The sequence below is a fragment of the Pseudoxanthomonas sp. 68-E7 genome (assembly GCF_057773145.1).
This window is the reverse complement of the sequence record NZ_JBYMTI010000007.1, coordinates 181,475-207,848: the sequence shown is the minus strand read 5'-3', so window position 1 is coordinate 207,848 and position 26,374 is coordinate 181,475. Positions and strand designations below refer to the sequence as shown.

At 67.5% G+C, this 26,374-nt stretch carries 24 protein-coding genes; 11 read left to right on the top strand and 13 right to left on the bottom strand.

All coding sequences use genetic code 11. From position 1 onward, the window contains the following. Positions 1-23: 23 nt before the first annotated feature. Complete coding sequence (locus tag AC3DE2_RS17500) at positions 24-506, bottom strand: DoxX family protein (protein ID WP_295382229.1); 483 nt, start codon at positions 504-506, stop codon at positions 24-26. 199 nt (positions 507-705) lie between these two features. On the opposite strand from AC3DE2_RS17500, the gene AC3DE2_RS17495 reads away from it, so the two are divergent. The 3 genes from AC3DE2_RS17495 to AC3DE2_RS17485 are packed head-to-tail and all read left to right on the top strand — an operon-like array spanning position 706 to position 2,270. Then, the gene (locus AC3DE2_RS17495) at positions 706-1,395 is read left to right on the top strand and encodes a glutathione S-transferase family protein (RefSeq protein WP_295382231.1); all 690 of its coding nucleotides are present in this window, start codon (positions 706-708) and stop codon (positions 1,393-1,395) included. A 2-nt stretch (positions 1,396-1,397) separates the two neighbouring features. Continuing rightward, positions 1,398-1,751, top strand: coding sequence for an ArsR/SmtB family transcription factor (locus AC3DE2_RS17490; protein ID WP_295382233.1), 354 nt, complete (start codon positions 1,398-1,400; stop codon positions 1,749-1,751). Positions 1,752-1,775: 24 nt separating this feature from the next. Next, on the top strand, positions 1,776-2,270 hold the full coding sequence (locus tag AC3DE2_RS17485) for an SRPBCC family protein (protein ID WP_295382234.1): 495 nt from the start codon (positions 1,776-1,778) through the stop codon (positions 2,268-2,270). Here AC3DE2_RS17485 and AC3DE2_RS17480 read toward each other — a convergent pair. The 3 genes from AC3DE2_RS17480 to AC3DE2_RS17470 all read right to left on the bottom strand — a co-directional run bounded on the left by AC3DE2_RS17480 (position 2,267) and on the right by AC3DE2_RS17470 (position 4,442). Then, a complete protein-coding gene (locus AC3DE2_RS17480; RefSeq protein WP_295382236.1) occupies positions 2,267-2,788 on the bottom strand; it encodes a hypothetical protein in 522 nt (173 codons plus the stop codon). The genes AC3DE2_RS17485 and AC3DE2_RS17480 overlap by 4 nt on opposite strands. A 100-nt stretch (positions 2,789-2,888) precedes the next feature. Beyond that, complete coding sequence (locus tag AC3DE2_RS17475; protein WP_295382238.1) at positions 2,889-3,653, bottom strand: SDR family oxidoreductase; 765 nt, start codon at positions 3,651-3,653, stop codon at positions 2,889-2,891. 78 nt (positions 3,654-3,731) lie between these two features. Beyond that, positions 3,732-4,442 carry a glutathione S-transferase family protein gene (locus AC3DE2_RS17470; RefSeq protein ID WP_295382240.1) on the bottom strand — a complete coding sequence of 237 codons (711 nt, stop codon included), beginning with the start codon at positions 4,440-4,442 and terminating at the stop codon, positions 3,732-3,734. 119 nt (positions 4,443-4,561) lie between these two features. Between AC3DE2_RS17470 and AC3DE2_RS17465 the strand changes: the two genes are divergently transcribed. Next, positions 4,562-5,458, top strand: a complete 897-nt coding sequence (locus AC3DE2_RS17465) for a LysR substrate-binding domain-containing protein (RefSeq protein WP_488427211.1) — start codon at positions 4,562-4,564, stop codon at positions 5,456-5,458. A gap of 11 nt (positions 5,459-5,469) precedes the next feature. Here AC3DE2_RS17465 and AC3DE2_RS17460 read toward each other — a convergent pair whose 3' ends face one another. The 3 genes from AC3DE2_RS17460 to AC3DE2_RS17450 all read right to left on the bottom strand — a co-directional run bounded on the left by AC3DE2_RS17460 (position 5,470) and on the right by AC3DE2_RS17450 (position 8,056). Continuing rightward, positions 5,470-6,285 carry an isocitrate lyase/PEP mutase family protein gene (locus AC3DE2_RS17460; RefSeq protein WP_295382244.1) on the bottom strand — a complete coding sequence of 272 codons (816 nt, stop codon included), beginning with the start codon at positions 6,283-6,285 and terminating at the stop codon, positions 5,470-5,472. A 331-nt stretch (positions 6,286-6,616) separates the two neighbouring features. Then, positions 6,617-6,838: a hypothetical protein gene (locus AC3DE2_RS17455; protein ID WP_295382246.1), complete on the bottom strand. Its 222-nt coding sequence runs from the start codon at positions 6,836-6,838 to the stop codon at positions 6,617-6,619. Positions 6,839-7,183: 345 nt separating this feature from the next. Continuing rightward, a complete protein-coding gene (locus AC3DE2_RS17450) occupies positions 7,184-8,056 on the bottom strand; it encodes a M28 family metallopeptidase (protein ID WP_295382248.1) in 873 nt (290 codons plus the stop codon). A gap of 170 nt (positions 8,057-8,226) precedes the next feature. Here AC3DE2_RS17450 and AC3DE2_RS17445 point away from each other — a divergent pair, with 170 nt between their 5' ends. After that, a complete protein-coding gene (locus AC3DE2_RS17445) occupies positions 8,227-8,874 on the top strand; it encodes a response regulator (RefSeq protein WP_295382249.1) in 648 nt (215 codons plus the stop codon). Between the two features lie 108 nt (positions 8,875-8,982). Here AC3DE2_RS17445 and rne read toward each other — a convergent pair whose 3' ends face one another. Then, the gene (gene rne, locus AC3DE2_RS17440) at positions 8,983-12,213 is read right to left on the bottom strand and encodes a ribonuclease E (protein WP_488427210.1); all 3,231 of its coding nucleotides are present in this window, start codon (positions 12,211-12,213) and stop codon (positions 8,983-8,985) included. Positions 12,214-12,622: 409 nt separating this feature from the next. Here rne and AC3DE2_RS17435 point away from each other — a divergent pair, with 409 nt between their 5' ends. Continuing rightward, positions 12,623-13,612, top strand: coding sequence for an RluA family pseudouridine synthase (locus tag AC3DE2_RS17435; RefSeq protein WP_488427209.1), 990 nt, complete (start codon positions 12,623-12,625; stop codon positions 13,610-13,612). 16 nt (positions 13,613-13,628) lie between these two features. On the opposite strand, the gene AC3DE2_RS17430 is transcribed toward AC3DE2_RS17435, so the two are convergent. From AC3DE2_RS17430 to AC3DE2_RS17420, 3 genes are read right to left on the bottom strand one after another with little or no spacing between them, the layout of a single operon-like run. Next, positions 13,629-14,090, bottom strand: a complete 462-nt coding sequence (locus AC3DE2_RS17430) for a hypothetical protein (protein WP_295382254.1) — start codon at positions 14,088-14,090, stop codon at positions 13,629-13,631. Between the two features lie 10 nt (positions 14,091-14,100). Then, a complete protein-coding gene (locus AC3DE2_RS17425) occupies positions 14,101-14,514 on the bottom strand; it encodes an energy transducer TonB (RefSeq protein ID WP_295382255.1) in 414 nt (137 codons plus the stop codon). Next, positions 14,514-14,864, bottom strand: a complete 351-nt coding sequence (locus AC3DE2_RS17420) for a 4a-hydroxytetrahydrobiopterin dehydratase (protein WP_295382257.1) — start codon at positions 14,862-14,864, stop codon at positions 14,514-14,516. Before AC3DE2_RS17420 ends, AC3DE2_RS17425 begins: the two co-directional genes overlap by 1 nt. A 91-nt stretch (positions 14,865-14,955) precedes the next feature. On the opposite strand from AC3DE2_RS17420, the gene AC3DE2_RS17415 reads away from it, so the two are divergent. Together AC3DE2_RS17415 and AC3DE2_RS17410 are read left to right on the top strand one after the other, a co-directional pair. Then, positions 14,956-15,552, top strand: coding sequence for an NfuA family Fe-S biogenesis protein (locus AC3DE2_RS17415; RefSeq protein ID WP_295382259.1), 597 nt, complete (start codon positions 14,956-14,958; stop codon positions 15,550-15,552). Positions 15,553-15,567: 15 nt separating this feature from the next. Further along, the gene (locus tag AC3DE2_RS17410; RefSeq protein ID WP_295382260.1) at positions 15,568-17,214 is read left to right on the top strand and encodes a hypothetical protein; all 1,647 of its coding nucleotides are present in this window, start codon (positions 15,568-15,570) and stop codon (positions 17,212-17,214) included. A gap of 219 nt (positions 17,215-17,433) precedes the next feature. On the opposite strand, the gene AC3DE2_RS17405 is transcribed toward AC3DE2_RS17410, so the two are convergent. Both AC3DE2_RS17405 and AC3DE2_RS17400 read right to left on the bottom strand, forming a co-directional pair. Further along, positions 17,434-17,889 (bottom strand): c-type cytochrome, encoded by a 456-nt coding sequence (locus AC3DE2_RS17405; RefSeq protein ID WP_295382262.1) that lies wholly within the window; start codon positions 17,887-17,889, stop codon positions 17,434-17,436. A 5-nt stretch (positions 17,890-17,894) separates the two neighbouring features. Then, the gene (locus AC3DE2_RS17400; RefSeq protein ID WP_295382266.1) at positions 17,895-18,305 is read right to left on the bottom strand and encodes a c-type cytochrome; all 411 of its coding nucleotides are present in this window, start codon (positions 18,303-18,305) and stop codon (positions 17,895-17,897) included. 293 nt (positions 18,306-18,598) lie between these two features. Here AC3DE2_RS17400 and AC3DE2_RS17395 point away from each other — a divergent pair, with 293 nt between their 5' ends. From AC3DE2_RS17395 to AC3DE2_RS17385, 3 genes are read left to right on the top strand one after another with little or no spacing between them, the layout of a single operon-like run. After that, on the top strand, positions 18,599-19,738 hold the full coding sequence (locus tag AC3DE2_RS17395) for an efflux RND transporter periplasmic adaptor subunit (protein WP_488427208.1): 1,140 nt from the start codon (positions 18,599-18,601) through the stop codon (positions 19,736-19,738). Beyond that, a complete protein-coding gene (locus tag AC3DE2_RS17390) occupies positions 19,735-23,250 on the top strand; it encodes an efflux RND transporter permease subunit (protein WP_488427207.1) in 3,516 nt (1,171 codons plus the stop codon). The genes AC3DE2_RS17395 and AC3DE2_RS17390 overlap by 4 nt, the downstream gene beginning before the upstream one ends. Next, positions 23,247-26,354 (top strand): efflux RND transporter permease subunit, encoded by a 3,108-nt coding sequence (locus AC3DE2_RS17385; protein WP_488427206.1) that lies wholly within the window; start codon positions 23,247-23,249, stop codon positions 26,352-26,354. The genes AC3DE2_RS17390 and AC3DE2_RS17385 overlap by 4 nt, the downstream gene beginning before the upstream one ends. Positions 26,355-26,374: the final 20 nt, after the last annotated feature.

The window sequence follows — 26,374 nt, the reverse complement described above, 5'->3', positions numbered from 1 at the left end:
CGCCGCCGGCTTCACCGCTGGGCTCAATCCACGCCGTCCAGCCGCACGAACGCGGGAGGCGCGTCGTCCGTCATTGGCGTGCCGGCCGCGGACCTCGCGAGGCGCCGGCGCGTGTCGTGCGCCGCGATCACTAGCAGCATCACCAGCAGGGCAACGCTGTATTCGCTGCCGCCAACGCCGTGCTCGCCGACGAACCAGCCGTTCTTCCAGTGGATGAGAAGGATGCCGACGGCGGCGATCAGGGCAAGACCGGAAGCGGCCCAGCGCACGCCCACGTTGAGTATCAGCAGGGTGCCGGCGGCGAGCTCGTACAGGGTGATGGTCCATACCCACGCCGCGCCGTATGGAAAGCCCTGGGCCTCCATGAATTCCGCGAAACGCGGAATGGTGTTGTTGCCGATGCGCACGGCCGCGTGGGCCATGAACAGCACCGCCGTGACGACCCTCAGGAGATGCAGGGAGGTGTCGGAGCGGATCCAGGGGTAGCCGTCGAGCGGCGTGCGCATGCGAGGTTCCGGGCAGGTGCGGGAATGATCGCGACAATCGGCGCCGGCGCGCGGCCGGGCAACGGGGCTGGGACAAAGGGCACCGCCGCGATGACCAACCGGACGCCGTTCCGGGGGGCTTGCGGGCGATACCGGGTTGATCTAATACTTAGCCATTACGGAAACTATTAAGAACACCCACCCGGCGCCGGAGGAATCGATGGACCTGCTGCTGTACTACCACCCGCTTGCCTCGTTTTGCCACAAGGTCCTCATCGCCCTTTACGAGCAGGGCAACGCGTTTCGCGGCGAACTGGTCGAACCGGGCAATCCCGCCTCCCGCGCCCCCCTGCTGGACATCTGGCCGGTCGGCAAGATGCCGGTGCTGCACGACGTGCGACGTGGTGTCGCGGTGCCGGAATCGACCGTGATCATCGAGTACCTGGACCAGCATCATCCGGGCGAAGTGGCATTGATTCCCGCGGATCCGGATGCCGCGCGCGAAACCCGCCTGTGGGACCGTTTCTTCGACCTGTATGTCCAGCAGCCGATGCAGAAGTTCGTGGGCGATCGGCTGCGTGGCGAACAGGAGCGCGATCCGCGTGGCGTCGCCGAGGCCGCGGCCACGCTCGATACCGCCTACGCGATGCTGGAGGCGCACCTGGCCGGGCGTGAGTGGGCGGTTGCCGGGGAGTTCACGATGGCGGATTGCGCCGCGGCGCCGGCGTTGTTCTATGCCGGTATCGTGCGGCCGTTCCCGCGTGGCTGCGACCACCTGGCCGGCTACTTCGACCGTTTGATGGCGCGTCCGTCGGTGCGGCGCACCTATGATGAGGCACGGCCGTATTTCCACCTGTTCCCGTACCGCGACGCGATGCCGGAACATCTGCTGGCGCCGGAGGCGGGCTGAGCATGCCAGGCTCGCAGCAGGCACGCCTGGATGCCCTGTTCCACGCACTCTCGGACAGCAGCCGTCGACGCATGATCGATCAGCTCAGCCTGGGGCCGGCCTCGGTGTCGTCGCTGGCCCAGCCGCTCAAGCTGGCGATGCCGTCGGTGGTCAAGCACCTGGCGGTGCTGGAACGGGGCGGCCTGGTGAACTCGGAAAAGCAGGGACGCGTGCGTACCTTCCAGTTGGTGCCCGGCGCGCTTGCCCAGGTCGAGGCCTGGGCGGCGGAACGCGAACGTACCTGGCGGCGACGCTTCGATCGCCTGGATGCGTTCCTCGCCGCGACCACGGATGGCGAGCGGAATGGCGACGCCTGATCACCAACACATGAGGAGTGCAGGATGAGTTCCATTTCCACTTCCACGCCGTCCGAAGCCCACACCAGCTTCCGCATCGATCGGAAGTTGCAGGCCGCTCCGGCAAGGGTGTTCGCCGCTTGGTCGCGGGCCGAAGCCAAGCAGGCCTGGTTTTCCTGCCATGACGACTGGCGCAACGCTGGCTACGCGCTGGATTTCCGCATCGGCGGCAGCGAGTACAACGAGGTCCGCGACGGAGAGGGCGTGGTGCATGCATTCCGCGCGCATTTCCTCGACATCGTGCCGGACCGGCGCATCGTCTATGCCTACGATCTGCTGCTGGGCGAACGGCGCATCTCGGTATCGCTGGTCACGGTCGCATTCCAGCCGGACGCGGGCGGTACCTTGATGTCGTTCACCGAGCAGGTGGTGTTCCTGGACGGTTACGCCGATCACGGCGAGCGCAGGGAAGGCACCGAGGTCGGACTGGACAAGCTGTGCGACTGGCTGGCCTCGCGAGCCGCGGACGTGCCTGCCTAGCGCTTGCGTGCCTGGTCCAGGCGGGCATCGAGCATGGCTTTCACTTCGGGCCGCTCGAAGCCGATGTCCAGTTCACCGTCGCGTATCTTCGCCGCATAGGTATCGCAGGCATACCGGCGGCGGGCCGGATCATCGACCTGGTCAAGTTCCTCGGCGAACGTGCCGGCGACTTCCTGCACCGCGTCCATCAGGGCATCCTCGGTTTCCTGCCGGCTCGTGCCGAACAGGCGCGCGCCCAGCGCATAGACTTCCTCGCGCAACGACGGTCCCAGGTCTACGTAGGCCTGGTTGCGCGCACGCCAGGTGCGCAGGCTGTCCTGCGCGGATTGCGCGAAGCCGGCGTCCTGCCGCATGCAGTAGTCCAGAATCCGGGTGACGGTTTCGATGCGGGTGGTGACGTTCTGGGCCGCCCGCATGAGGGTTTGCTGTTCCGGAGTCGGCTGCGCTTCCTGCGCCGGTGCGCCCGAGCAGGCCGCATACAACACCACGCCTGCCACGCAGGTGGTGGATGTCCTCATCAATTGTCCCCTTGTATCGGCCGCAACCGGCCGGTGGATTCCCCGCCGCCACTCTAGCGCGCGGCGGGCGGGGAGGCGAGGGGAGCGCGGTGCGTCCGCGTCATGCGCGCGTGATCGAGACGCCCCCGTCGACCAGCAAGGCGGTGCCGGTGGTGAAGGAGGACGCATCCGACGCCAGGTACAGCGCCGACTGCGCCTGCTCCTCGGGACTGGCGACGCGCTTGAGCGCGTGCAGGTTCTCGACGAAAGCCCATGCCTCCGGTGTGCCATTCATTGCCCGTGCCATCGGGGTATCGGTGCCGCCGGGGAGCAGCGCATTGACCCGGATGCCCTCCGGGCCGAATTCCGCTGCCAGTGCGCGCGTCAATCCGAGCAGGCCGGCCTTGCTGGCCGCGTAGGCGGCGGCGCCAGGCAGGCCGACGGTGTGGCCGACGAAGGTGGAGGTGAAGATCAGCGAGCCGCCGCCGCGCGCACGCATGGCCGGCACCTGGTACTTGGCGGCCAGAAAGGCGCTGGTCAGGTTGATGTCCAGCGTCTCCCGCCAGCCAGCGAGGGACAGATCCGGCGTCGGCCCCATTTCGCCCAGCGTGCCGGCATTGTTGAAAGCGACATCCAGCCCGCCGTAATGTTCGGTGGCGACCTGCACCGCCGCTTGCGCGCAATCCTCGTCACGTACGTCGCTGATCACGGCGACGGCTTCGCCGCCTGCCTGCGTGATCTCCGATACCAGCGCCTGCAGCCGTTCTTCACCGCGTGCGACCACGACCAGTCGCGCGCCTTCGCGCGCGAACAGCAACGCGCTGGCCCGGCCGATGCCGGAACTGGCGCCGGTGACGATGGCGACCTTGCCTTGCAGAATCTTCATGGAATGTCCTGGTGGGAATGAGGCGCCAGTGTGGCGGCGGCGCCTCGTTCCGACTCTCCGGTTCTTGCGGACGCCGGCTCACGCCGCCGTGCGGAGAGACCCCAACACGTCCTGCAGGGAAACATGGCCGAGAAAACCGCCCGCGGACACCGCCGGGCGTTCGGCTTCGATGGCGTGCGCGAAAACCACCGCCGGATCCGCTTCCAGTTTCTCGAACAGGCGCTGCAGATTCGGGTATTCGCGCCGGTCGGCCACGTCGTGATAGCGGGTCCAGCGCGCGATGCCGATGAAATAGGCGTCGGCCAGCGTGCGGTGTTCGCCCAGCAGCCAGGGTTGGTTGCCCAGCAGTGCTTCCAGCACGGCATGCGCGCGTTCGACCTTGCCGCGCCCGTAGTCGGTCAGCACTTGTTTCTCGGTGCCCTCGCTGCCGTGTTCCAGCGCGTGCCACAGGGGGCTGAAGGCATTGAAGAACGTGGTGTTGAGGAAGGCCAGCATCTGGTTGAGCCGATCGAAATCCGGCGTGCCCTGGACGAACGCGAGGCCGGTACCGACGCCGTGGGCGCCCAGATGGTTGAGGATGGCCATGCTCTCGCTGACGGCGTCCCCGTCGGCGGTGATCAGGGTCGGGGTTTCGGCGACCGGATTGAGGCGGCGGTAGTCGTCGCTGGTGACGTCCCCGGGCATGGCGATGCGACTCAGCCGGTAGGGCAGGCCCAGCCATTCCAGGGCGACGATCGAGCCGAAGGAACAGCCGGAGGGAACGCCGTACAACAAGGTGGTAGTGCTCATGAAGTTGGTCCTGTGGAAGTCAATGGGAGGAATCCGGCCGGTGGAGAAACATAAAACCGTGGACTTTGTCCGTGTAGTCGGCAAAATTGCGCCTTATCGTCCACATTCATGGACTTTCCGTGATCAACCTCAACGACCTCGTGTTTTTCGTTGCCGCCGTGGAGCACGGTGGCTTCGCACCGGCCTCGCGCCAACTGGGCTTGCCCAAATCGACCTTGAGCAAGCGGGTGGCGGAACTGGAGGGCGCGCTGCAGGCGCGATTGATTCATCGCAGTTCGCGCAGCTTCACCCTGACCGACGTGGGCCGTGGTTTCTACGAACACGCGCGCGCCTCGATCATCGAAGCCCAGGCGGCGCAGGACGTGGTGCGCCAACGGGTCGCCGAACCCAGCGGCGTGGTGCGCATCACGGCCTCGGTGCCGGTGGCGCAGGAACAACTGGCGCCCCACCTGCCGCGGCTGGCGCAACGGTTTCCCCGCCTGCGCCTGGAACTGGACGTGACCGACCGGTTCGTCGACGTCCTCCAGGAAGGCTATGACATCGCCGTGCGCAGTCATTTCGCCCCCCTGCCGGATTCGGAGCTGGTACAGCGGCCGGTGCGCCGGGAAAGCGTCGTGCTGGTGGCTTCACCCGGCTATCTGGAAGCGTCCGGCGAACCCGACGCGCCGCAGGCGCTTGAACAGCATGCGGGCCTGACGACCGGCCCTGGTGCTGGCCGATGGACCCTGGCCCGGGAAGACGCGGAGAAGGAAACCATCCAGGTCGCGCCGCAGGCACGTCTCATCGCCAACGAATCGCAGGTGCTGCGCGCTGCGGCGATCGCGGAGCTGGGTATCGCTTGCCTGCCCGAATCACTGTGCCGGCACGAACTGGCCGATGGCCGACTGCGTCGGGTACTGCCGGGATGGCATGCCGGTCGCGTCACCACCACGCTGGTGATGCCGCACCGGCGCGGGCAGTTGCCGGGCGTGCGTGCGGCCGTCGATTTCCTGGTGGCGTGCCTGGGCGGCGATTGACGCCACCGGACTCAGGCGGAAGCGAAAAGCGCGTTGAGTTCGCCGTAGCCCATCGCCTGCGGATCCGCGGACAGGCCCGGGCCTTCGCCCAGGAATGCCTGGGCGCGCGAGCGCAGATGCCCGGCCGCCGATTCGGCCAGGGCCGAGCCGGCACTGAGCCGGCGCACGCCCAACCGGGCCAGGCTTGCGCGATCCGGCAAGGCCGCGCGCCAGAGCAGGTTGAGGGGCAGTTCGGTGCCCATGGCAATAGCGGCAACCTCCTCAGCTTCGACCAGGCCGGGCACGAACAGGCCGTCCGCGCCCGCCTGGCGATAGCGCGAGGCGCGCTCCAGCGTTTCGCGCACGCTGTCCGCGCCGGCGGGGGCGAGGCGCCGCAGGTAGACATCGGTCCGTGCATTGACGAACACATCCACGCCGGCGTCCCGGCAGCGCGCGCGGATGCGCGCGATCTTGTCGCACAGCAATCCCGGATCCCTTCCGCCGTCTTCCAGGTTGATGCCGGACACGCCCTGCTGAATCAGCTGAAGCACCGTTTCGGCGACGGTATCGGGTCGGTCGGAGTAACCGCCTTCGATGTCGATCGTCAGTGGCGTGCGCAACACGCGGGTGATGGTCGCGACACTGTCGAGCAGGCGCGATACCGGCAGTTGATCGCCATCAGGGTATCCCTGCGCCCAGGCCAGGCCGGCACTGGTGGTGGCGCACGCGGGCGCACCGAGCGATTCGATCAATCGGGCGCTGCCGGCGTCCCAGGCATTGGCCAGGAGCAGCAGGCCCTCGGCATGCTGTTGGCGGAACAGGGCGGTACGTTCGGCGGTGGTGGACATCGTGGGGATCCTGGGGGGAGTCGCCCGTGATGTTGCCATGGCCGCGAGGCGTCGACTCACCGTTTTCGGACGTCTACACCGCCGATGCCGGCAGTCGCGCACACAAAAAAAGAAAGGTCCGGCACCATCCAGGCCGGACCTTGAAGGGGGAGGTCCCCGGGCCGCTTCCGCTTGCTCAAGGCGGCGCCCGTTTTCCTTTGCAGAGCGGTCTTCCTGACCGTCGCAGGGCGTGCTTCCGGGAACGTGTCCAGAATGCCCCGATCATGCACGCGCGTCAGTCGGTGCACAGCCCGGCTTGCTGTAGGAAAAATCCGATGTCCCCGGAGCGGTATCAGGCCCGCAACCGGCGGACGCCTCGAAACAGCCGCCACTTGCCGTCTCCGCCTTCGACGTTGATGGCGTAGTCCAGGCCCTGTTGTTCGCGTTGCCAGGCCAGTTTGCTGGCGTAGGCGAGCGCCGAGATGCGGGATGGGAAATGCAGGGGATCGGATTCGTTGATCGACAGCAGGAAACTGCCGTCATGACCCGGGGAGTGGGGAAGGTCGAGCGTCATCATGGTGCGGCAAGGCGGTATCGGTTGGCGACAGGCTAGCGACAGCCATGTCATCTCCATGCAAAGAAACGGCTTCGTCTTTGGTATGAGATGCCGTGGCGGAAACCGCGTTGCTCTACACGCGTCCTTCGCGCAGGACTGCGTATAAGTTCGACCTAGTGGCAGGCGCCGACCACCCCGGCGCCGCTTTCCGGACCGGCTGATGACCCGGAAACCACGAGAGAGCCCAACGCCTGTGTCATCGCAGGTGCCCGGCGGTCAGTCGCGAGCCCGACACCGTCGCCGTCCGGAAAGCCGGGGCGGTTCTCGTATTCGCCCCGGCGCATGCCGCGATGGCGACGCCCGTCAGCGGGCGCCCGCGTCCCAGTCGCGCAATCCCTGTTCAATCACATCCAGTGCATCGTCCACGCGCCCGTCGTCGAGCTCGGCCACGGTGTCGCGGGGACTGTGGATCACCTGCATCACCTTGGGCGGGTTCTCCGGCGATTTGCCGGAAAACACGGCCAGGATGGGATCAATTTCGCCGCCGCCGACCAGCGAGAAGGACACCGCGGGCCACTCCTGCTTGAGGAAGGCGAGGTGATCGGTGGGCGGATAGTGTTCGCCCGGCTGGAAGCCGAGGCCGCGGGTTTCGCTGCCCTTGCGCAGCGCACCGACCAGCGGGGTGTCCGCCTGCGGCGACATCATCCACAGCGTATCGCCCCAGCCGAACACGTCGAAGTTGACGTAGAGCGCCGGCTTCTCGCGCCCAGGCGTGGTCACGTAGGCATGCGAACCCAACAGGCCCGCTTCCTCCAGATCCCAGAATGCAATCTGTACGCGATGGTGGGAAAGCGGGCGAGCCTTGAGGCGCTCGGCCAGCTCCAGCACCGCGGCGGAGCCGGATGCGTTGTCGGTCGCGCCGTGGCCAACGGCGACCCGGTCGTAGTGGGCGCCGATCAGCAATAGCGGCGCTCCCTCCGGACCACCCAGATCCACGAGCAGATTGCGCCCCTGTTTTTCCTTCTGCTCGAAGTCCTCGCCACGCCAGGCCAGACCCAGCGCATCCAGGCGCCCCGTGATGGCCTGGCCACGCGCACCGGTGTCTGCGCCGGCACTGATGCGGGCGACCTGATCCTTCCAGCTCACCACGCCACCGCCATCGGCGGCCAGGCTCGGCAGTGCAATCAACAGCAATAGGCCCGCCCACAACGGGCGTCGTGATGTTCTCGATGTCATTCGGTGCTCCCCGGAAGGTTGGATGCCGAGTATGCACGAGCCTGGAGTCGGTCCATCCATGACCTGTGGGAGATCGGCCGCGCGCGGATGGACGGCTAGAATGTGAGTTGCGACGGCCGCATTCCGGGAATAGGCTCGGTGTAGAGCCAAGGCTCGGAAGGGGAAGTGGCATGACGATTCGAGTGTTCCTGATCGACGATCACGCGCTGGTGCGTACCGGCATGCGGATGATCCTCGCGCAGGAAACCGATCTGGACATCGTGGGCGAAGCGGAGAGCGGCGAGGAAGCGCTGCCGCTGATCCGCAAGCTCAAGCCCGACGTGGTGCTGTGTGATCTCCATTTGCCCGGTTACAGCGGGTTGGAGGTGACCGAGCGCATCGTGCGCGGGGATCAGGGCACCCGGGTGATCATCGTCTCGGTGCTGGAAGATGGACCGCTGCCCAAGCGCCTGCTGGAAGCCGGCGCGTCTGGTTATCTCGGCAAGGGTGGCGACGCACAGGAGTTGATCCGCGCGGTGCGCGACGTGGCGCGCGGCAAGCGTTACCTCGGCAACAGCGTGGCCCAGAACCTGGCGTTGCTCAACGTGAGCGGCGATGGCTCGCCCTTCGATGCGCTTTCGCCGCGCGAACTGGAAGTCGCCATGTTGCTGATCCAGGGCCTGCGCCAGGAAGAGATCGCCAAGCGGCTGAGCCTGAGCGCCAAGACGGTCAATACCCACAAGACGCGCCTGTTCGAAAAGGCCGGTGTCAGCGACAACATCGCGCTGGCGCGCCTGGCGGCGCAGTACGGCCTGCTGGACCCGGCACGCGCGCTGTAGTCGTTCCAACCCGGCGTCCGTAGCCGACGCCCGTCTCGTCCATTTCCGCAGGCAAAAGAAAACCGGCTGTCGCCAGCCGGTTTTCCCGTTGCGCGCCTGCGCCCGGGGTCAGGCGCTGCGTTCGCTTTCCGGATGATCCGGATCCACCGGCTTGTCGTCGTCGTTGTGCGCCAGTTCGGCGGAGGCTTCCGGTGCCGTCGGCTTGGGCGTGGCGACCGGTTCGAACAGGCCGCGGGTCACCGAGGGCGGGGTGTCGGCATCCAGGGCGAAGAACAGCGACCCGGTGGTGCCGCGCGCCGGTGCGGAAGGCATCGCCGGCTTGGCGGCCGGCAAGTCCGACGGGATGCTCGAAACGCTTTCGCCCGCAGCCGGGGCCTGCTCGGCCACGCTCTCTTCCGTATCGGCCACGACCGGCGCCGTGCTCGCGGCGGTTTGCGTCATCGGGGCAGGGGAAGCGGCCTCCGGGGCAGGGGAAGCGGCCTCCGGGGCATCGTTCCGGGCGCTGGCGGAAGCCGCGACGTCCACGATGTCCTGCTGCACGGCCTGGACGATCTCGCTGCCGGCCTGGGCTTCCCGCTGCACGGTGTCGGCGATGCCGGCGCGTGACGCAGGGCTTTCGGCCACCGCGGCGACCTCGGTCCGCGCCTCGGCGACGGCCTTCGGCTCGACCACTTCGGCGATTTCGGCGCGGACCTGGGCGACGACTTGCTCGGGCACCGTCACGACCGGAGCCGCCACGGCTTCGGTCGGCTCGTGTTCCATCGCAGTCACCGGGGCCGCGGCAACCGCGACCGGTGCGGCCGGGCGGGCGTTCTCGTTGGCACGGGCCGGCGCGGGTGCGGTCCGGGACGGCTCTTCGTCATCGAAATCGAACTCCGGCTGCGAACGGTGCGCGACCACGTCCTGTTCGTCACCCGCATCCAGGAATTCATCCCCAGCCTGTTCGTCGGCCAGCGGCGCGCCTTCGGCATTGCCGCGACGACGACGACGGCCACCGCGGCGACCGCGGCGACGGCGACCAGTGCCTTCACCGCCTGCTTCGCCTTCTTCACCGGGATTGGCCGCGACATTCACGTCACCGGCTTCGGCGTTGGTTTCGGCGGGCGCCTGCGTGGGCGCCGGACGCGGCGTTTCGGCAACCGTCACGGCGACCGCGGCGGCGGCGACCTGGGGTGCCTGGGTTTCGACGGGCGCCGGAACCGGGGCAACGTTCACGACCGGAGCCACTTCCTGCTTCGGGGCCGCCTGCTGGGCCTGCGGCTGCGGCTTCTGGGCCTGTTCATTGCGCGGCGCCTTCTGCTGTTGCCCCTGGCCCTGCTGCTGTCCTTGCTGCTGGCGGGGAGCCTGGGGCTGCTTTTGCTTTTGCTGCTGCTGCGCCTGCTTCGGGGGCTGCTCGCCACGTGGCTTCTGCTGGGCATTCTGCGGATTCTGGCCACCGGCGGCCTGCTGGCTCTTGCCGCGACCTTCTTCGCGACGCTGCTGACCATTGCCGCCGCGACCGCCCTGGTTCTGCTGGCGATTGTCGCGGCGACCATTGCGGTCATTGCGATCGTTGCGCTGCTGGCGGTTGTCCTGGGCACGCGGCTGCGGCGCCGGAGCCGGCGCGCTTTCGGCGCCGACCAGGCGCTTGAGCCAGCCGAACAGGCCGCCGGACGCCGGGGCCGCGACCGGAGCGGGCGCCGGTGCGGGCGCGACCGGGGCCGGGGTGGGCGCCTCGCGTTCTTCGCGGATCGGCGCGGGCTGCGAATGCTTCACGTGGGTGACCGCCGGGGCGGCCGGAATGTTCAGCTGGGCCTTGGTCAGCGCGTGCACCGGCAGCTTGCGCGGGGTACCGCGCTGGTAGCTCGGCCTGGTCGTTTCCTCGCCCAGTTCGTTCGCGCGGATGCGAGTCACTTCATAGTGCGGGGTATGCAGCGCCTCGTCGGCGACGATGATGATCGGCGCGTCGTGGCGGGTCTCGATTTCACGCAGCGCGCCGCGCTTCTCGTTGAGCAGGAAGTTGGCGATCTCCACCGGCGCCTGCACCAGCACCTGTCCGGTGTTCTCCTTCATCGCATGCTCTTCGGCCACGCGGATGATCGACAGCGACAGCGATTCCACGCTGCGCATGCGGCCATGGCCGTCGCAGCGCGGGCAGACAATCTGGCTGGATTCGCCCAACGACGGCCGCAGGCGCTGGCGGCTCATTTCCATCAGGCCGAAGCGCGAGATGCGGCCCAGCTGCACCCGTGCGCGGTCGTACTTCAGCGCGTTCTGCAGGCGGTTCTCGACCTCCCGCTGGTGCTTGTTGCTGGACATGTCGATGAAGTCGATGACCACCAGGCCGCCCAGGTCGCGCAGGCGCAGCTGGCGGGCCACTTCCTCGGCCGCTTCCAGGTTGGTGTGGAACGCGGTTTCCTCGATGTCGCCGCCCTTGGTGGCGCGGGCGGAGTTGACGTCGATGGCGGTCAGCGCCTCGGTCTGGTCGACCACGATCGAGCCGCCGGAGGGCAGGCGGACATTGCGTTCATAAGCACCCTCGATCTGGGATTCGATCTGGAAGCGGTTGAACAGCGGAATGTCGTCCTTGTAGTGCTTGAGCTTGCGCAGGCTTTGCGGCATCACCTGCTGCATGAATTCGTTCGCGGTCTCGTACAGCTCTTCGGTGTCGACCAGGATTTCGCCGATGTCGGCGCGCAGGTAGTCACGCAGGGCGCGCACGATCAGGCGCGACTCCTGGTAGATCAGGAACGGGGCGGGCTTGGTCAGCGCGGCCTCGGCAATTGCCTTCCAGACCTGCAGCAGGTAGTCCAGGTCCCACTGCAGCTCTTCGGCATCGCGGCCGACGCCGGCGGTGCGGATGATGACGCCCATGTCGTCGGGAATGGCGAGCGAGTCCATCGCCTTCTTCAGCTCGGCGCGGTCATCGCCCTCGATGCGGCGGGACACGCCGCCCGCGGTGGGCGAGTTCGGCATCAGCACCATGTAACGGCCGGCCAGGGAGATGAACGTGGTCAGGGCGGCGCCCTTGTTGCCGCGCTCGTCCTTGTCGACCTGTACGACGACTTCCTGGCCCTCGCGCAGCAGTTCGCGCAGGCCAGCCTTGTTGTGGTCGACCCCGGCCTGGAAATAGTCGCGGGAGATTTCCTTCAGCGGCAGGAAGCCATGGCGGTCGGCGCCGTAGTCGACGAAGGCGGCTTCGAGGGAGGGTTCGAGCCGGGTGATGCGGCCCTTGTAGATGTTGGACTTCTTCTGCTCTTTCGACGGCTGTTCGATATCGATGTCGTAAAGGGTCTGGCCGTCCACGATGGCGACGCGCAGTTCTTCTGCCTGCGTCGCATTGATCAACATGCGTTTCATTGTTTGCGTTCCTCGCGCGCTACTACCGCGCGGAACGCCGTGGCGTTTCGCCTCTGGAACGGTGCTCCGTCCCTTGCGCAGGCGCAGCGGGGCGGGTTGGGTTTCCAGCGCTACGACACCACGGCACGCCGCGGGAGCGCTTTTTACTATGTGTTACGGGCCGGCGGCAGCTTCCCAACCAGTGGTGGCGCCGCGCGGGACATGTTCAGCAACGGGCGCCGTCACGCGTCCGGCGGTATCCGGGTTCGCCGGCAAGCCGCTAACATGGCCGCCCCTGGGGCGGTGGCTGCGCACCTGTCGGAATCGCGAGGAGCCGGGCTTCTGGCCCACGGCTTGCTTCCAAGCCGACAACTCCCTGCGAAATCAAACCCTTATCTCGCCCGCCGAGTGTAACAGAATAATAGTGACCATGACCGCTCCGCCCCCCGCCTCATCGCCCCCCAGCGCGACCAAAGCCTCCGTCCGCCTGGTCAGGGTCCCGGAAGACCGCGGCGGGCAGCGGCTGGACAACTTCCTCCTGGGCCAGCTGAAAGGGGCTCCGCGGAGTCTGGTCTACAAGCTGGTCCGGAGCGGCCAGGTCCGGGTCAACGGCGGCCGCGCCAAGGCCGAGCGCAAGCTGGAGGTCGGGGACGAAGTCCGGATTCCCCCCGTCAATCTCGCCGAGTCCGGAGACAAGACGCCGCCGCCCGCCGGGTTCCTGCAGCGGATGGAGGCGGCCATCGTGTTCGAGGATGCGCGCCTGCTGGTCATCAACAAGCCGTCCGGCGTCGCCAGCCACGGCGGCAGCGGCATCAGCCACGGCGCCATCGAGACCATGCGCGCGCTCCGGCCCGGGCAGACGCTGGAGCTGGTGCATCGACTGGACCGCGACACCTCCGGTCTACTGATCATGGCCAAGAAGCGATCCGCGCTGTCCGAACTGCAGGCGTTGATGCGCGAGAACGACAGCGATGACGGGCGCGGCATCGAAAAGCGTTACCTGACCCTGCTGGTCGGGCGGATGCCCGACGGGGTGATGAGCGTGGACGCGCCGCTGCACGTGGGCCTGCGCCAGGGCGGCGAGCGGCACGTCCAGGTCAATCCCGGCGGCAAGGCCTCGCTGAGCCATTTCCGCGTGCTGGAACGGCGCGGTGGCCACTCCTATTGCGAAGTGATCATCGAAACCGGCCGCACCCACCAGATCCGCGTGCATGCCCAGCACATGGGCCATCCGGTGGCCGGTGACGACAAGTACGGCGATCCGGCGGTCAACAAGCGCCTGCGTGAGCAGGCCGGGCTGAAACGCCTGTTCCTGCATGCCGCGTCACTGGAATTCGCGCTCGATGGCGGAAAAACGCCCTATCTGCTCAATGCGCCGCTGGCGCCGGAACTGGCGGACGTGCTGAACCGGCTCGGCTGAGCCGTGACGGAGATCTTCAGTGCTGTGGCACGAGACGCTGTTCGCCGATCACATGCAGCTGCGGACGCTCGGTGCGCACGGTGACCTTCACGGGCAGGCCCGCGGGCAGGGTGAGCATCAGATCCGCCTGCGAATAGGCGGCGCAGCAGCGGGGCTCGAACGGAGTGGCGGCATTGGAAACCAGGGGAATGACGATCTGCAGGTCATCCTCGGCCCGCCAGGCGCGGATCGCCGCCGCGTTCACGCTCTCTAGTTCGTCATGGCGCACGGTCACCGCGACCCGCAAGGTCTGCCCGTCCACGATGGACACCAGCATGTCACCGGCCCGCGCGTCCGCCGGAATCGACTCCGCTGGCGCGACCCGGGCGTCGACACGGATGGGGAGGTAACGCAGGGGGGCCTGTACCTCTGGTGGCGCAGGCAGCGGCGGCTGGCCGGGCTGGGCCTGGGCCAGGGCCCAGGCGAGCAACAGGTTCAACAACGCGGGTTCATCCCTGGCGCTGCGAATCCAGCGCGAAACACTGGTTCGGGCGTTCCGGCGGCGGGGTGAAATTCACCGGCACCTGGATGGTCTGGCTGACCGCCTGGCCGTTGCGGGTGGCGGCCTTGAACTGCCAGCCGCGCACCGCCTTCTGGGCCGATTCGTCCAGCGCGGGCTGGCCGCTGCTCTTGAACACGCCCACCTCGGTCGGGATGCCTTCGATGCCGACCACCACCTTCAGCGTGGAAACGCCGCCGATGCCGGCGCAGGCCAGTTCAATCGGATAGTCCGGGGGCGGGGTATGCACTGCCGCCAGTTCGGTCGGCGCCGCGACCGGGGCCGCGGGCGTGCCCGAACCGCCACAGGCCGACAATGCAAGCGCCAGCAGGGAAGAGGAAGCCAACAGGAAAGGAGTTTTCATCACGGTCCTCCGGTTGCCAGCGCTTCGGCCTTGGCCGCGCAGATGAAGTCGTTCTCGCTGAGCCCGCCGACGTCGTGGGTCGAATAGCGGACTACCGCGCGGTTGTAATGTACGCCCAAATCCGGATGGTGATCCTCGCGATGGGCGATGTACGCCAGTGCGTTCACGAACGCCATGGTCTCGTAATAGTTGGCGAACGCGAAGGTCTTGCACAGGGCGTGGCCATCCTCAACCAGTTCCCAGCCGGGCAGTTCCGGCATCAGTTCGGCGATGCGGGCCTGGCCCAGCTTGTGTTCGCCGCCGCGCAGGGGCACGCAATGGGCCTGGGCGAGGGGGATCAGGTCGTTCATGGGTCCTCCGGAAGGCCGGTCCGCTGAACGCCGGCACACGTTACGATGATCCGGACGGGCAACCCCCGGCCGGAACGCTAGAATACCCCGCATGATCCAGATTTCCGACAGCGCCCAGGCCCATTTCCGCAAACTGATCGAGCGCGAGGCGCTGCCCGGGCTCGGTGTCCGGCTGAGCGCGGTGAATGCCGGCACGCCGCGCGCGGATGCGCGCCTGGAGTTCGCCGAACCGCGTGACCTGGCGGGCGACGAGTGGGCGGTGGATTGCGATGGATTCACCGTGTACGTGGATGCGGGCAGCGTGGCCTGGCTGGACGGCGCGGAGATCGACTACGTCTTCCAGGGCGCGAGCACCCAGCTCACCATCAAGGCGCCGAAGATCAAGGGCGAGGCGCCGACCGACTCGGCTTCGCTGGTCGAGCGCGTGCGTTGGGTGGTGGAGAACGAAATCAATCCGCAGCTGGCCCAGCACAAGGGCAAGGTGGCGGTGGAGCAGGTCACCGGCGACGGCGTGGTCTACCTGCGCTTCGGCGGTGGTTGCCACGGCTGCGGCATGGCCGACGTGACCCTCAAGCAGGGCATCGAGAAAACCCTGGTCGCGCGCGTGCCCGGGGTGACGGCGGTACGTGACGCCACCGATCACGAAACCGGTTCGGCTCCCTACATCCCCCGCGGCAACGCGGCCTGACGCAGCCACGCGCCGGTGACGCGAGCCGCCGAACTCATCATCCAGGCGCTGTTGCCGCGCAAGGCGGCCCCGATGCTCGAGCGTCATACCCGGCTGCCGTATGGCTGGGGCCTGTGGCTGCGCGCATTGCCCGAACGCCTGGGCATCATCAGCCGCGAAAAGTCCGAAGCGATCGTGTCGGATCTGGCGGCGCGCCCGCCGCGTCCGCCGGGCCCGATCGCGCCGGCGCTGGGTTTCTGGCGCGGGCTGCGTTCGCTGTTCTACCAGGACTGGGACCCGCCTCCGCGCGAGGAGCGCGGCATCCGCTGGCTGGCGGGTTCCACCAGCTTGCTGATGCATTTGCTGTTCGTGTTGCTGCTGCTTTGGGTGGCGATCGTGCGGTTGCCGCCGCAACCGGCCGATGCCGGCGACAGCAGTCGCGTGCAGGTGGAGTTCGTTGGCCGCGGCACGCCCGAGGAAACCGGCGGCGGCGCGCCGCAGGCGACCACATCCCCGGCAGCGGCGGCCTCCGGAGGCGAAGCGGCGTCACAGGAGGCGAGCGCGGTCGCCACGCCCCGCCGGATGCCCGAGATCGTGCCGCCATCGCCGAGCCTGGCGACCGAAACACCGCAGGTCCGCGAACGCGAGGTCAGCGAACCCGCGCCACAGGCGCCGCAGCCGGTCCAGGTCACCGAGATCCCGGAACCCACCCGCGCCTACGTCCTGCCGCCCCCGAACCTGCGACGCGATCCGGTCACCGCGCCGACCATCACGCCACGCGAGATGAGCGTGCCGCAGCGCGAGATCACCGTCCTGGAAACGCCGACCGTGCCGCGGGTGAACGCCGAGCGCGGGATCGCCACGCCGCAGTTGGCGCGGCCGGTCCCGCAGGTGCAGGAGCGCGAGATCGCCGCACCGCTGCCACAGGTGCGCACCACCCAGGTACCGACCCGGGTGGCACCGATCCGCGACCTGCAACGTCCGGCGCCGGGCGTGCGCGAACGCGAGGTTGCCGCCCCGAGCACGGCCACGACGACGGGAGCCGCCGCGACCGCGAGTACACCGGCGCCCAGTGTCACGCGCGACAGCGGGAGCGGTTCGCAGGCAGCCACGCCCACGACCGGCGCCGGTGTGCAGCCGGGGGCGACCCGTTCCGGGCCGGCGCAGGCCGATCGCAGTGGTGGTTGGGCCACTCCGCAACGGGGCGACGACTGGGGGGCCTCGCAGCGCAACGTGGCCGGCGACAGCGGTGCGAATGCGGGGCGGAAACCGGGCCTGTTCAATGCCGATGGCAGCGTACGCGTACCGCAAGGCGCGGGCGGCAGCGGCCCGGCCACCGCCGATCGCGGCGGGCCGGGGGGAGGCAACGATCAATGGACGCGCGAGAAGATCGACAGTTCGGGAACCTGGTTGCAGCGGGCGCCCTATGACTACGAGCCCACCAGTTTCGACAAGTACTGGGTACCGAACGAGTCGCTGCTGGCCGAATGGGTCCGGCGCAACATCCGCGAAGCGGTGATTCCGATTCCGGGCACCAGCAAGAAGATCCGTTGCGTGGTGTCGGTGCTGCAATTGGGAGGCGGCTGCGGCCTGTTCGATCCCAACCTCAGCGAACAGCCGGCTTCGGCGCGGCCGCCGCCGGAAATCCCGGTCAAGCGCACGCCCATTCCCACCGATTCCTGAGTCCGGCCCACCCGGCAGGCACTGCTTGGCTGATCTCTCCCGGCGCCATTGGATCATCCCCGCGCCGCCTGCCTTCATCCGCATGGGTTGGGGGCATGGTTCCGATTCTCCCGGCTGGCCGCGGTCCGGAAGGAGTGGGGGAACCTCCTGGAGACGCCACGAACAGAAACGGAGCCTTGCGGCTCCGTCTCCGGGACGAGGAAGTTTTCCCGCCGCGCGTCAGTGCACGCCGTGCAGATCGCGCAGCTTGGATTCGCGCGAGCCAAAATAGGCGGCCAGGTCCGAAATGTCCTGATCGCTCAGGCCGGTGGCCTGTGGCGACATCAGGGCGTGCTGGCGATCACCGGCACGGTAGGCCTGCAGCGCATGCGCGATGTAGTCGGCGTACTGGCCACCCAGCTTCGGGTAGGTACCGTCGATCGGCGCATTGCCCTCGGCGCCGTGGCAGTCGATGCAGCTCTGGCCGGTGGCCTTGCCCTTGGCATTGGCCAACTGTTCGCCGGCGGCGATGCGGCCGGCCGGCAGACCGGCGGAGGAACTGGAACCGTGCTCACCGCTGGCGTGGCCGGGATCGGCCGCGGCGGTTTCATTGGTTTCCACCTTGGAACATGCCGCCAGGGCGAGGGCGGCGAGCAGGGCGATGGCTAGACGCTGGGCGTGCTTGGCGTTGGGCATGGCGATTACTTGACGGTGGAAAGGAAGGCGGCGATGTCGGCGATGTCCTGATCCGAGAAGCTCTCGGACTGCGCCTGCATGGTCGGGTGCTTGCGGGCCCCCTTCTTGTATTCGGTCAGCGCATTGATCAGGTATTCCGCCGACTGGCCGCCGATGCGCGGCACGTGGTAGTTCGGGTAGGCGTTCTTGTAGCCGGTGATGCCGTGGCAGCCCTGGCAGGTGTAGGTCAGGGTACGACCCTTGTCGGCGTTGCCGGTGATCGGCGCGGCAGCCGGGGCGGCGGCGGGGGCAGGTGCCGCAGCCGCTTCAGCGGGAGCCGGCGCGGGGGCCGCTTCGCTGGTGGGGGTCTGGGCGGTCAGGGCCATCGGCAGGGCGGCGGCCAAGGCAAGGCAAGCGGCGAGCGGAAGCGGTCGCATCATGTCGTTAATCCGGGACTCTCATTTGCGCGCGCCGCGTCCAACCGCAGCGCTTGGCTCCGCGGAGTATAACGTTAACGTCACGAATGCCGCCATCCGCCGGACGGTCATCCCGGTGCCGCATGGCTGACGCACGCTTGGCGACAGTCGGTTCCCGGCGCGCATCGCGCATGCCATCGCCGCAAAAGCGGCCATTACGGACGCTGGTCACCATGACCTTCGGCGCATGAATCGCGCTGAACGGGTGATATACCTTGATACAACACCTAAACAACACCACCACGGTCCACCCCATGTCCCGAGCCCACCCCCAATCCGGCCGCTCCCACCTGCGCCTGGCGATGCTGCCCGTCCTCTGCGGCATGCTGGTCCTGTCCGCCTGCAAGGGCGGCGGTCCGGCACCCGAAGCCCAGGCCAAGAACGGTGCCGAGGCCAAGGCCGCCGACGCCGTGCCGGTGGAAGCCGTCGCGGCCACCCGCCGCGCGGTGGCGGCCAGCTATACCGGCACCACCACCCTGGAGCCGCGCGCCGAGTCGCAGGTGGTCGCCAAGACCTCCGGCGTCGCGCTGGCGGTGATGGTCGAGGAAGGCCAGGCGGTCAGCGCCGGCCAGGCGCTGGTGCGGCTGGATCCGGACCGTGCGCGCCTGGCCGTTGCCCAGGCCGAGGCGCAGATGCGCAAGCTGGAAAACAACTATCACCGCGCCCGCCAGCTGGTCGACCAGCAGATGATCAGCGCCAACGACGTGGATCAGATCAAGTTCGATCTGGAGAACGCGCGCGCGCAGTACAACCTGACCAAGCTGGAACTGTCCTACACCACGGTGGTGGCGCCGATTTCCGGCATGATCGCCTCGCGCTCGATCAAGACCGGCAACTTCGTCCAGATCAACACCCCGATCTTCCGCATCGTCGACAACTCGAAGCTGGAAGCCACCCTCAACGTGCCCGAGCGCGAACTGGCGACTCTCAAGGCCGGCCTGCCGGTGCTGCTGCAGGCCGATGCGTTGCCGGGCAAGAGCTTCGAAGGCGTGGTCGATCGCGTGGCCAGCGTGGTGGACGCGGGCAGCGGCACCTTCCGGGTGGTCTGCGCGTTCGCCGACAAGACCCTGCAACCGGGCATGTTCAGCCGCATCCGCATCGACTACGACCAGCGCGCCGACGCCCTGGTGGTGCCGCGCATCGCGCTGCTGGACGATGGCGACCCGGCGGTGTTCGTGGTCCGCGACGGCAAGGCCGCGCGGGTGCCGATCAAGCTGGGCTACGCCGATGGCGAATGGCTGGAAGTGCGCGAGGGACTGAAGGCCGGTGACCGCGTGGTCACCGCCGGCAAGGTCGCCCTGCGCGATGGCAGTGCCGTGCAGGTGATTGGTGATCCGGCACCCAAGGCGGTGGCGGCGAAGGACCAGGCAGCCAAGGCCGGTAGCAAGCAATGAGCGGCCATCCGGATCCCCACGATTCCCAGCCGCAGGGGCGGCTGGGCGGCGGCCTGGTGGAGTTCTCCACCCGCCGCCGGGTGACCATCGCGATGATCACGGTCACCATGCTGCTGTTCGGCTTCATCGCCCTCGGCAGCCTGAAGGTCAACCTGCTGCCGGATCTGAGCTATCCCACCCTGACCGTGCGCACGGAATACACCGGTGCCGCGCCGTCGGAAATCGAGACCCTGATTTCCGAGCCGGTCGAGGAAGCGCTGGGCGTGGTCAAGAACCTGCGCAAGCTCAAGTCGGTCTCGCGCACCGGCCAGAGCGACGTGGTGCTGGAATTCGCCTGGGGCACGGACATGGACCAGGCCAGCCTGGAAGTCCGCGACAAGATGGAAGTGCTGCAGTTGCCGCTGGAGGCCAAGGCCCCGGTGCTGCTGCGCTTCAATCCGTCGACCGAGCCGATCATCCGCCTGGCGCTGTCCAACAAGAACGCGCCGGCCAATGACGCTGATGCGGTACGGCTGCTCACCGAGCTGCGCCGTTACGCCGACGACGATCTGAAGAAGAAGCTGGAACCCGTCGAGGGCGTGGCCGCGGTCAAGGTCGGCGGCGGCCTGGAAGACGAGATCCAGGTCGACATCGACCAGCAGAAGCTGGCCCAGCTGAACCTGCCGATCGACAACGTCATCCAGCGCCTGCAGCAGGAGAACATCAACATCTCCGGCGGCCGGCTGGAAGAAGGCTCGCAGCGATACCTGGTGCGCACGGTCAACCAGTTCGCCACGGTCAACGAAATCCGCGAGATGCTGATCACCGCGCAGACCAACGGCGGCAGCAGCGCCGCGCAATCGGCGGCCGCGCAGATGGCGGCGATTGCCGCATCCACCGGTTCGGCGGCGGCGATGGCCGCGGCGGCTTCGGTGCAGAGCGCGTCCTCGAGCGACACCAGCGCCATCGCCGGCGGCATGGCGGTGCGGCTGAAGGATGTCGCGGATGTCCGCCAAGGCTACAAGGAACGCGAGGCAATCATCCGCCTGGCCGGCAAGGAAGCGGTGGAACTGGCCATCTACAAGGAAGGCGACGCCAATACCGTGTCCACGGCCGATGCGGTCAAGAAGAAGCTGGAGGAACTGAAGAGCCAGATTCCGCCGGACGTCGAGCTGACCACGATCGAGGACCAGTCGCTCTTCATCGAGCACGCGATTGCCGACGTCAAGAAGGACGCGGTCATCGGCGGCATCCTGGCGATCCTGATCATCTTCATGTTCCTGCGCGACGGCTGGAGCACGTTCGTCATCAGCCTGTCGCTGCCGGTGTCGATCATCACCACCTTCTTCTTCATGGGCCAGTTGGGCCTGAGCCTCAACGTCATGTCGCTGGGCGGCCTGGCCTTGGCGACCGGCCTGGTGGTGGATGACTCCATCGTGGTGCTGGAAAGCATCGCCAAGGCGCGCGAGCGCGGACTGGGAATCCTCCAGGCCGCGATCGCCGGCACCCGCGAAGTGAGCATGGCGGTGGTGGCCTCGACCCTGACCACGGTGGCGGTGTTCCTGCCGCTGGTATTCGTGGAAGGCATCGCCGGCCAGTTGTTCCGCGATCAGGCGCTGACCGTGGCGATCGCCATCGCGATCTCGCTGGTGGTCGCAATGACCCTGATCCCGATGCTCAGCTCGCTCAAGGGCCGCCCGCCGCTGGCGTTCCCCGAGGAAGCGCCGCATCCGCGCTGGCAGCCGAAATCGGCCTGGCAGCGGCCGTTCGCCTTCGTCGGACATCTGATCGGGCTGGTGTTCCGGTCCTTGTTCTTCGGCATCGCCTGGTTCGTGGTGAAAGTGTGGCGGGGGCTGGTGGCCGTGGTCGGTCCGATCATGCGCACGATCAGCGATCTGGTGATGAAGCCGTACAACGGCGCCGAGCGGGCTTACCTGCGGCTGTTGCCGGCCTCGCTGGCACGACCCTGGCTGGTGCTGGGCTTCGCCGCCGCCGCGTTCGGCCTGACGCTGCTGACGGTGCCGATGCTGGGTGCGGATCTGATTCCCCAGCTGGCCCAGGACCGCTTCGAGATGACGGTCAAGCTGCCGCCGGGCACGCCGCTGAAGGAAACCGACGCGCTGGTCCGCGAATTGCAGGAGAAGCATGCCAAGGATGACGGCGTGCAATCGCTGTATGGCGTCAGCGGCAGCGGCACCCGCTTGGATGCCAGCCCGACCGAGAGCGGTGAGAACATCGGCAAGCTGACGGTGGTGATGGCGGGAGGCGGCAGCGAGAAGATCGAGGCCGAGGAAACCGAGCGCCTGCGCGGCACCATGGCCTCGAAGGCCGGGGTGCAGGTGGACTTCGCCCGTCCCGAACTGTTCAGTTTCTCCACCCCGCTGGAAGTGGAGCTGCGCGGCCAGGATCTGGCGTCGATCGAGCAGGCCGGCCGCAAGCTGGCAGCGATGCTGCGCAACAATCCGCACTACGCCGACGTCAAGTCGACGGTGGAGGAGGGCTTTCCGGAAATCCAGATCCGCTTCGATCAGGAGCGTGCCGGCGCGCTGGGCCTGACCACCCGCCAGATCGCCGACGTGGTGGTCAAGAAGGTGCGTGGTGAAGTGGCGACCCGCTACAGCTTCCGCGATCGCAAGATCGACGTGCTGGTGCGCGCGCAGGAAACCGATCGCGCCAGCGTGGAGAGCATCCGCCGCCTGATCGTCAACCCCGGCAGCAGCCGGCCGGTGACCCTGGACGCGGTCGCCGACGTGGTCTCGACCACCGGCCCCAGCGAGATCCACCGCACCGACCAGATCCGGGTGGCCATCGTGTCGGCCAACCTGCGCGACATCGATCTGGGCGGCGCCGTCGCCGAGGTGCGCGACATGGTGGCGAAGGAACCGCTGGGCGCGGCCATCGGCATGCACATCGGCGGCCAGGGCGAGGAACTGGCCGAGTCGGTGCGCTCGCTGCTGTTCGCGTTCGCGCTGGCGGTGTTCCTGGTCTACCTGGTGATGGCCTCGCAGTTCGAATCGCTGTTGCATCCGTTCGTAATCCTGTTCACCATCCCGCTGGCCCTGGTCGGCGCGGTGCTGGCGCTGCTGATGACACGCTCGCCGGTGTCGGTGGTGGTCTTCATCGGCTTGATCCTGTTGGTTGGCCTGGTGGTGAAGAACGCGATCATCCTGATCGACAAGGTGAACCAGTTGCGCGAAGCCGGCGTGGCCAAGCGCGAGGCGCTGATCGAAGGCGCGCGTTCCCGCCTGCGGCCGATCGTGATGACCACGTTGTGCACCCTGTTCGGCTTCCTGCCGCTGGCGGTGGCACCGTTGTTCGGCAGCCCGGGCGCCGAGGTGCGTTCGCCGATGGCCATCACCGTGATCGGCGGCCTGCTGGTGTCGACCCTGCTGACCCTGCTGGTGATTCCGGTGGTCTACAACCTGCTGGATCGCCGCGCAGACGAGTACTACCTGGAGCGTGGCCGTCGCAACCGCGCCCCGGCCGAGGGCATCGATGGTGAAGGCGGTCAGGCCGCCGCGGAGCACGCATGAGCGTCGCCGAGTTCAGCATCAAGCGGCCGGTCACGACGGTCATGTTCTTCGTGTCCTTGTTCGTGATCGGCATGATCGCGGCGATCCGGCTGCCGCTGGAAGCGTTCCCGGACGTGTCGCCGCCGTTCATCATGGTGCAGTTGCCGTACACCGGCTCGACCCCGGAAGAGGTCGAGCGCACGGTGCTGAGGCCGGTCGAGGAAACCCTCTCGACCATGACCGGCATCAAGCGGATGGACAGCTCCGCGCGCTCGGACGGGGCCAACATCTTCATCCAGTTCTCGGACTGGAATCGCGACGTGGCCATCGCCGCCTCGGAGGCGCGAGAGCGCATCGACGCCATCCGCGACGATCTGCCGGATGATCTGCAGCGCTACTTCGTCTTCAAATTCTCCACCACCGACGAGCCTGTCCTGCGGGTGCGCCTGGCCAGCACTACCGACCTGACCGGCGCGTACGACATGATCGACCGCGAGTTCAAGCGCCGGCTGGAACGCATCCCCGGCGTGGCGCGGGTGGAAGTCTCCGGCGCGCCGGCCAACGAGGTGGAGATCGCGATCGAGCCGGATCGGCTGACCGCGCACAACCTCGGCCTCAACGAGTTGACCACGCGACTGCAGGCGGTCAATTTCTCGGTTTCGGCCGGGCAGATCACCGACGGCGGGCGTCGCTTGCGGGTGCAGCCGGTGGGCGAACTGGCCGATCTGGAACAACTGCGCTCGCTGGTGCTGAACAACAGCGGCCTGCGCCTGGGCGACATCGCCGAGGTGCGGCTGAAGCCGGCACGGATGGACTACGGGCGTCGCCTGGACGGGCGCGCGGCGGTGGGCCTGGACATTTTCAAGGAGCGCAATGCCAACCTGGTGGAAGTCTCCAGCGCGGCGCTGAAGGAAGTGGAGGCGATCCGCGAGAGCCCGGCATTGAACGACGTGCAGGTGCTGGTGATGGACAACCAGGGCGACAATGTCACGTCCTCGCTGCTGAGCCTGGCCGAGGCCGGCGGCATCGGCCTGGTGCTGTCGATCGCGGTGCTGTTCTTCTTCCTGCGCCATTGGCCGTCCACGCTGATGGTGACCCTGGCGATTCCGATCTGCTTCGTGATGACCCTGGGCTTCATGTATTTCGCCGGCGTCACCCTGAACATCCTCAGCATGATGGGCCTGCTGCTGGCGGTGGGCATGCTGGTGGACAACGCGGTGGTGGTGGTGGAGAGCATCTACCAGGAACGCGAACGGATGCCGGGACAACCGGTGCTGGCCTCGATCATCGGCACCCGCCATGTCGCCATCGCGCTGTCGGCGGGCACGCTCTGCCACTGCATCGTGTTCGTGCCGACCATGTTCGGCGAACGCAACATGCTGAGCATCTTCCTGTCCCAGATCGCCATCACCATCTCGGTGTCGCTGCTGGCGTCCTGGCTGGTGGCGGTGAGCCTGATTCCGATGATTTCCGCGCGGCTGAAGACGCCGCCGGCGGTCAGCAAGCCCGACGGCCTGATCCCGCGCATGCAGCGCCGCTATGCCGGCCTGCTGCGCTGGACCCTGGCCCATCGCGGCTGGAGCGTACTGGGCATCCTGTTGATCATCGCCGCCAGCGTGCTGCCGATGACCCAGATGAAGACCAACATGTTCGGCGGCGAGGATGCCGGTGAAACCCGGATCTTCTACCAGTGGAAGGGTGCCTATACCAAGGAGCAGATGTCGCAGGAAGTCGGCAAGATCGAGGCCTATCTGGAAGCCAATCGCAAGCGCTTCAAGATCACCCAGATCTACTCGTTCTTCAGCGAGCAGGGCTGGGGCGGCACCAACATCAAGCTCGACACCAAGGACATCACCGAGAGCAAGCAACTGGTCGACGCCATCCGCAAGGACCTGCCCAAGTCGGCGCGCGCCAACGTCGGCATCGGCGACCAGGGCGGTCCGGGCGGCGGTGGCGGCCAGCAGGCGCAGAGCGTGTCGGTGCAACTGGTGGGCGATTCCACCCAGACCCTGACCGAACTGGCCAACGAGGTGGTACCGATCCTGGCCAAGCGCAAGGAACTGACCGACGTGCGCGTAAACAGCGGCGATCGCAACAGCGAACTGGCCGTGCGGGTGGATCGCGAGCGTGCGCTGGCGTTCGGTTTCAGTGCGCAGGAAGTGGGCCGTTTCGTCGAACTTGCCCTGCGCGGGGCGCCGCTGCGCGAGTTCCGTCGCGGCGAGAACGAGGTGCCGGTGTGGGTGCGCTTCTCCGGGGCCGAGCATTACGGCTCCGAGGATCTTGAATCGTTCACCGTGCGCGCGCCCGATGGCCGCACGGTGCCGCTGCTGGCAATGGTCGATGTGGCCATCAAGCCCTCGGCCAACGAGGTCCAGCGTTCCAATCGCCAGACCACGCTGACCATCCAGGCCAACCTGGCCGACAAGGTGTCGATGCCGGACGCCCGCAAGGCGATGGAGGACACCCTGAAGCCACTGGCCTATCCGCCGGGCTACACCTATAGCTTCGACGGCGGCGGGTTCCAGGAAGACCAGGAAGCCATGCAGCAGATGATGTTCAACCTGCTGATCGCGCTGATCATGATCTACGTGGTGATGGCGGCGGTGTTCGAGTCGCTGCTGTTCCCCTCGGCCATCATGAGCGGCGTTCTGTTCTCGGTACTGGGCGTGTTCTGGCTGTTCTGGCTGACCGGGACCGAGTTCAACATCATGGCCTTCATCGGCATCCTGGTGCTGATGGGTGTGGTGGTGAACAACGGCATCGTGATGATCGAGCACATCAACAACCTGCGACGGCGCGGCATGTCCCGGACCGAGGCGCTGGTGGAAGGCAGCCGCGAACGGTTGCGCCCGATCATGATGACCATGGGAACGGCCATCCTGGCGATGGTGCCGATTGCCATCAGCAATACCCAACTGGCCGGTGACGGCCCGCCGTACTTCCCGATGGCGCGCGCCATCGCCGGCGGCCTCGCGTTCTCCACGGTGGTCAGCCTGCTGTTCCTGCCGACCATCTACGCGCTGCTCGATGATCTGCGCAGCGGGACGGTGCGGGCGCTGCGGCGCGCGCGCGGGAAGGGCGATGCGCCGGCCGCGGCCAGCCTGACCGCCCTGCATACGGACTGAGGCGGGACGGAAGCTGCACA